The 6,496-nt window shown below is 72.8% G+C and carries 6 protein-coding genes; 5 read left to right on the top strand and 1 reads right to left on the bottom strand.

Translation table 11 applies throughout. The features are described 5' to 3' along the window. From ACFSNB_RS13270 to ACFSNB_RS13255, 4 genes are all read left to right on the top strand, one after another. The coding region (locus tag ACFSNB_RS13270; protein ID WP_377317333.1) for an energy transducer TonB at window positions 1–519 on the top strand (519 nt) is incomplete at its 5' end. A gap of 120 nt (window positions 520–639) precedes the next feature. Further along, window positions 640–1,677, top strand: coding sequence for a glycosyltransferase family 4 protein (locus ACFSNB_RS13265; protein WP_377317331.1), 1,038 nt, complete (start codon window positions 640–642; stop codon window positions 1,675–1,677). Window positions 1,678–1,741: 64 nt separating this feature from the next. Further along, window positions 1,742–2,329 (top strand): heme utilization protein, encoded by a 588-nt coding sequence (locus tag ACFSNB_RS13260; protein ID WP_377317329.1) that lies wholly within the window; start codon window positions 1,742–1,744, stop codon window positions 2,327–2,329. 131 nt (window positions 2,330–2,460) lie between these two features. After that, complete coding sequence (locus tag ACFSNB_RS13255) at window positions 2,461–2,694, top strand: hypothetical protein (RefSeq protein WP_377317327.1); 234 nt, start codon at window positions 2,461–2,463, stop codon at window positions 2,692–2,694. Between the two features lie 30 nt (window positions 2,695–2,724). Here ACFSNB_RS13255 and ACFSNB_RS13250 read toward each other — a convergent pair whose 3' ends face one another. Next, a complete protein-coding gene (locus ACFSNB_RS13250; RefSeq protein ID WP_377317325.1) occupies window positions 2,725–4,374 on the bottom strand; it encodes a histidine kinase N-terminal 7TM domain-containing diguanylate cyclase in 1,650 nt (549 codons plus the stop codon). A gap of 158 nt (window positions 4,375–4,532) precedes the next feature. Here ACFSNB_RS13250 and ACFSNB_RS13245 point away from each other — a divergent pair, with 158 nt between their 5' ends. Beyond that, entirely contained in the window at window positions 4,533–6,380 is a 1,848-nt protein-coding gene (locus ACFSNB_RS13245) for a tetratricopeptide repeat protein (RefSeq protein WP_377317323.1), read from the top strand. Window positions 6,381–6,496 lie beyond the last annotated feature (116 nt).

Raw genomic sequence — 6,496 nt, 5'->3', positions numbered from 1 at the left:
CCGGCCCGGCCGCAGCCGCCGCTGATGACCAGCAAGCTGCCGCCGCCGCCGCCCCAGCTGAAGCGGGCCCGGCCGGCCGAACGCTCGGCCAGTCCGCAGGGCCATGACGACCGCCGCCCCGCCAGCCCGGGCGTGCTCGGGGTCGGCCCGGTGGGCGGCGCGCGCGGCGGCGCGGTGCGCGGCGAGCTGAGCCAGAGCGCGCAGGATTTCCTTCAGGCCCAGATCCTGCGGATGTGGCATTTCGATTTCAGCCCGTTGCGCGGCAAGGGGGTGGTGATCTCGGCGGTGATCGAGATCGACCGCGACGGCACCCTGCTCGGGGGAATGAACCGGGCGGCGCCGTGGAACCCGGGGGCGGTGATCCCCGGCTACGAACGGATGCCCGACAGCCCGGTGCGGCGGGCGCTGGAATCCTACCTGCTGGCGCTGCGGATGGCCCAGCCGCTGACCCTGCCGCCCGACGACGGCAAGGGCTGGCCGCGCCGGATGGTGCTGCGCTTCGCGATCGATTCGCTGTAGGCCGCCCCGGCTCTGGCGGCGGCGGGCGGCGGCCCCCACCTTCCCTCTGTCATCGTCTCGTCACTTGCCCCGCCCCCCGGCTCGGCCTAACCGTGGCGGACTGAGGAGAGGGAAGCGAAGATGCGGATCGCGATGGTCACCGACGCCTGGACCCCGCAGCGCAACGGGGTGGTGCGGGTGCTGACCGCGCTGACCGCGACGCTGAAGGCGATGGGCCACGAAATCGGGGTGTTCGAGCCCGGCGCCTTTCCCACCCTGCCCTGCCCGAGCTATCCCGAGATCCCGCTGGCGCTGTTCCCCGGGGCACGGCTGGCCGGGCTGCTGGAGGCGTTCGCCCCCGACGCGGTCCATCTCGCCACCGAGGGGCCGCTCGGCTGGGCCGGGCGCGGCTGGTGCCTGGAACGCGGCCTGCCCTTCACCACCGCCTATCACACCAAATTCCCCGATTACGTCACCGCCCGCACCGGGCTGCCGCTCGACTGGTCCTATGCGGTGATGCGCCGGTTCCACCGCCCGGCGGCGGCGACCTTGTGCCCGTCGCCCTCGGTCTACCGCGAATTGCGCGAACGCGGCTTTCCCGGCGCGGTGGAATGGTCGCACGGGGTCGATACCGACACCTTCCGCCCGCGCGGCAAGGGGATGTTCGGCCTGCCCCGGCCGGTGTTCCTCTATGTCGGCCGGGTGGCGGTGGAAAAGAACCTGCCGGCCTTCCTCGATCTCGACCTGCCCGGCTCGAAACTGGTGGTCGGCGACGGCCCGGCCCGGGCCGGACTGATGCGGCGCTACCCCGAGGCCCATTTCCACATCGTCAACGGCGACGACGAGCTGGCGCGGGCCTACAGCGACGGCGACGTGTTCGTGTTCCCGAGCCGCACCGACACCTTCGGGCTGGTGATGCTGGAGGCGCTGGCCTGCGGGGTGCCGGTGGCCGCCTTCCCGGTGACCGGGCCGCGCGACGTGGTCGATGGCGCGGCGGTGGGGGTGCTGTCGGAGGATCTGGCCGGTGCGGCGCGCGCGGCGCTGGCCATCGCCCCCGACGCCTGCCGGGCCCACGCCGCCCGCTTCTCCTGGGGCGCGGTGGCCCGCCAGTTCCTGACCCGGCTGCGCCCGTTCGGCCCCGCCGCGCAAAAAGGCGCCGCCACCACGCAAGCCGGTTGATTCTTGCCGGGCCGAAGCCGAAACTGCCGCGGTTTTTCCATCCCGTTGTGAGGAGGGGTCGACCGTGAGTCGGTTCCGTGTCGTCGCCGTTGCCTGTTGCCTGGTTTTCACCGCCGCCGCCGCCGAGGCCCGCACCGCCAAGAGCGAGGGCGGCAGCTGCGCCTCGCCCGAGCAGATCCGCGCCGCCCAGTTGCGCCAGTTCCACGATCAACTCCAGGTCGCCGCGCTGAACTGCCGCGCCGACGACGCCACCCTGCGCGACAAATGGGGCGCCTATGCCGCCCGCTTCAGCGGCACGATGGCCGAAAACGCCCGCACCCTCCAGGTGCTGTTCAAGAGCCAGGCCGGGTTCGACCGCTACAACACCAAGGTGACCAATTACGAATCGGTGCGGGTGCACGAGATCGAGGATTACTGCGCCACCCGCGCCCAGATGTTCGATCAGGTGATGACGATGAGCCCGGCCCAGCTCGGCGATTTCGCCGCCGCCACCATCGGCCAGCCCGACCACGTCTCGCCCTGCGGCCAGGGCAAGACCCGTCAGGCCAAGGCCGAGGCCAAGCCGAAGCCGGAGAAGCACAAGGAAAAGGCCGAAAAGCCGGCGGCCGGACACGGCACCACCCCGGCCGCCAAGAGCGACGCGGACAAATAGGGGCTTCGGCCCCGGCGGTCTCTCATCCCTGCCCTGCCTGCGCCATGGTGGCATCTCCCTCGTGGATGATCTACCATGAGGCAAGATCCCGGGACCGATTCGGTCCCGGGGCAGAGACGGGAGGGACCGCCATGTCCAACCCCATCCAACTCGCCCTGACGCTGCACCACGCCTGGATCGACGCCTGGCTGGCCTCCACCAGTCTGGCGCTCCGAGGCTGGGGCGACCTGATCGACCTCGACGGACGATTGTTCCAGGAGGCCGACGCCCTGATCCGCCGCCATGCCGAAATCGATGACGGGCCGACCTTCACCGGCAAATATGGCCGGCGCCGGTTCGACATCGACCCCGAGCATGATGTCTGATCCCGCAGAGCCGGCGCCGGAAGAGCGGCATCACGCCGGACCGGCGCCGGCGCCTTCGCCCGTCAGCCGGTCGGGCGCGGCGGCGAACGCCTCGGCCCAATGGCACACCTGATTGCGGCCGCGCTCCTTGGCGCGGTAGAGGGCAAGGTCGGCCCGCTGCACCAACTGGTCCCACGAGTCCGCCTCGTCGGGATAGCAGGCGATTCCGGCGGAAAAGCTGACCGCGAGGTCGTGCCCGCGCGCCGGCACCGGCCGGGCGACGAAGGCGGCGCGCCAGCGTTCCACCGCCGCCGCCGCCTGGGCGCCGTCGCTGTCGGGCAGCAGGATCAGAATTTCCTCGCCGCCGACGCGGATCACGAAATCGCTTTCGCGCGCCGCGCCGACCAGATAATCGGCCACCGCCCGCAGCACCGCGTCGCCGGCCAGATGGCCCCAGGTGTCGTTGAGCCGCTTGAAATGATCGAGGTCGATCAGCGCGGCGGCGAGCGGCCGGCCGGCGCGGTCGGCCTCGGCCAGCAGCGCCGGGCGGATCTCCTCAAGGAAATGGCGGTTGCGCAGGCCGGTCAGCAGGTCGCGGTTGGCCTGCTCGCGCAATTTTCGCTGTAACCGAAGATTGACCGCGAGCTGGGTGCGCAGGCGGCGCTCCATCCGCTTGCGGTGGGTGATGTCGCTCAGCACCACCACCCGGCCGACCTGACGGCCGCGATAGGCCAGCAGGCGGGTGCGGATCTCGAAATGATGCTCGCCGTCGTCGCGGTCGAGCCGGACCTCGGCCCGGGCGACCGGATCGTCGCCGGCCGCGTCCGCCGCCGGCAGCGGCAGCGGCAGCACCTCGGCCAGCGTCTGCCCCAGCAGCGGGCCGGGCGCGACCAGGGCCTGGGCGGTGGCGTTGGCCTCGACCACCCGGCCGCCGCCATCGACCACCAGCACCGCCTCGGGCAGGGAATCGACCAGCGGGCGCAGCGCGATCGGCGGCAGCACGAACAATTGGCGCCGGCCGATCATCCAGCAGAACACCGCCGCGGTGAAGACGAAGCTGAACGGGGTGGCGTCGAAGCCATAGGGCATGAAGGTGCGGGTCAGATGGCCGATGCTGGCGATCCAGGGGAACAGCAGCGCGACGATCAGGGCGAAATAATGCCCGCGCGCGGCGCGCGGCGCCTGCTGGGCGGCATCGGCCAGCACCAGCGTGCCGGCGGCCAGCAGCAGGTAGGCGATCAGGAACACCGCGAACACCAGGATGCCGTGGTCGTACAGCACCGGCGCCCCCGGCTGGTCGCCCTGGGGGGTGGTGGCGACATACATCAGGTGGTGCCAGGGATTGGTCAGCGCCGCGACCCACACCAGGAGCGGCAGCAGCCAGCCCAGCAGCCGGACCAGCGGATGGCGCCCGGGGGATTCGCCCTTGCAATAGCCCCACAGGAACGCGGTCCAGTAGATCTGGGTGCCGATGATGCCGGGCCAGGCCATTTCCGCCCACAGCACCTTGTCGGCGGCGGCGGTGACCATGTTCTCGATCGCGGCGGCGGCCGACCACCAGGCGATGGCGAACTGGCTGCGGACGAATTCGCCCTGACCGGGAAACGGGGGCAGACGGCCGCCCCACGCCGCCAGCAGCAGCAGGATCGCGGTCCCGAACAGCAGGAACAGCCCGGGCGGATTGACGGTCCAGTCTGGCACGATCCCGACGATGAGGCCCCCCCTAACCCGGTTGCGGCGGCACGGCCGCGCCGATCTCAGTTCCTAACCCGATCCGCCCCATCCGGCAATCGGGTCGGGCTCTTTTCCGCCCGGCCGCTTTCTGCCAGTGTGGGGGCTCCCGCCGCCGAAAGACAGTGATGAACTCTCGCGACCTCACCGCCGATCTCGCCCTGGCGACCCGGCTCGAGCAGGAGGGCCGGCTCGATCAGGCCGAAGCACTCTGCCGGGCGATGCTGTTCGAGGCGCCCGACCATCCGGCGGTGCTCCACCTGCTCGCCCTGCTGCTGTGCCGCACCGGCCGCCTCGACCAGGGCGAGGCGCTGCTGGCCGACCTGTCGGCCCACGCCCCCGACGATCCCGCCCTGCTGCGCCCGCTGGCCGAGGCCCAGGCGGCCCGCGGCCGCCACGCGGCGGCGGCGGACAGCTTCGCCCGGCTGACGCAGGTGCGGCCGGGTGACCCCGAGGCCCTGCTCGGCCTCGGGCAGGCGCGGCAGGCGCTGGGCGATGCCGCGGCGGCGCTCGGCTGCTATCTGACCGCGATCGGGCTGGCGCCCACCATGCCGCGCGGCCATTTCCTGCTCGCCATCCTGTTCCAGCAGCAGGGTCGGCTGGAACAGGCCGCCGCCGCCTGCCAGCAGGCGATCGACCTCGCCCCCGGCCGGGCCGGCCATCACCTCACCCTCGGCAACATCCGCCTCGACCAGGGCCGGCTCGACGAGGCCCAGGCGGCGTTCGGCCAGGCGGCGGCGCTCCAGCCCGACTGGCCCGATGCCCTGACCAATCTCGGGCTGGCGTGGCAGCGGCGCGGCGACCTCGATCAGGCGCTGGCGCTGCAACGCCGCGCCGTCGCCTGCGGCCCCGACGACCTCACCGCCTGGACCAATCTGGCCGCCACCCTGCAACTGATCGGCCGGCCGTTCGAGGCGGTCGGCGCCTATGAGCGGGCGGCGGCGCTGGCCCCCACCGACCCTCTGACGCTGTCCAACCTCGCCCAGGCCCTCGACGAGGCCGGACGCGACGACGACGCGCTCGAGGTCCATCGCCGCGCCGTCGCCGCCGGGCCGGACTGCGCCGTCGCCCGCTTCAATCGCGGCGTCACCCTGCTGCGGCGGGGCGACGGGGCCGAGGGCTGGACCGAATATGGCTGGCGCTGGCGCGGCGGGGTGCCCCGGCTGACCCCGCGCGGCTTCGCCCAGCCGGAATGGCGCGGCGAACCGCTCGACGGCGCGACTCTGCTGCTGCATGCAGAGCAGGGCTTCGGCGACACCCTCCAGTTCGTCCGCTTCCTGCCGCAAGCCGCCGCGCGCGGCGGGCGGATCCTGCTGGAAACCCAGCCGCCGCTGGCCGGGCTGCTGGCCGACGCCTTCCCCGGCCTGCCGGTGATCGCCCGGGGCGAGCCGCTGCCGCCGTTCGACCGGCATCTGCCGCTGCTGAGCCTGCCCGCGATTCTCGGCAGCGACGAGGGGGCCGCCATGCCCTATCTGCGCGCCGAGCCGGCCGCCGCCGCCGGCTGGACGGCGCGCCTCGCCGGCCCCGGCCGCGCGGTCGGGCTGGCCTGGAGCGGCAACCCGGCCCACCGTGCCGACCGGCTGCGCTCGATCCCGGCGGCGCAGATGCTCGACCGCCTCGCCGCCGCCCCGGTCCGCCTGTTCGCGCTGCAAAAGGATCCCCGCCCGGCCGATGCCGCCGTGCTGGCGGCCGAGGCGGCACGGATCACCGATCTCGGCCCCGAACTGGTCGATTTCCGCGCCACCGCCGCGATCCTGGCCGGGCTCGATCTGGTGATCACGGTCGATACCGCGCTGGCCCACCTTGCCGGAGCGATGGGGCGGCCGGTGTGGCTGCTGCTGCCGTTCAGCGCCGACTGGCGCTGGCGGCACCGCCGCGAGGACAGCCCGTGGTATCCCTCGATGCGGCTGTTCCGCCAGAGCGAGCCGGGCGATTGGGACGAGGTGTTCGACCGCGTCGCCGCCGCGCTGGGGTGAGACCGGCCCTCTTTGTTTTCACGAAGACGATTCGCGGGGCTCCGCCCCGCCCCCGCCAAGGGCCGCAAGGCCCTTGGAACCCTTTCCTTGCCCTTCGCGCGGCCAACGCCCGCGCC

The sequence above is a fragment of the Phaeospirillum tilakii genome (assembly GCF_042683125.1).
Taxonomy (GTDB): domain Bacteria; phylum Pseudomonadota; class Alphaproteobacteria; order Rhodospirillales; family Magnetospirillaceae; genus Phaeospirillum; species Phaeospirillum tilakii.
This window is presented reverse-complemented; position numbering and strand designations above follow the sequence as displayed.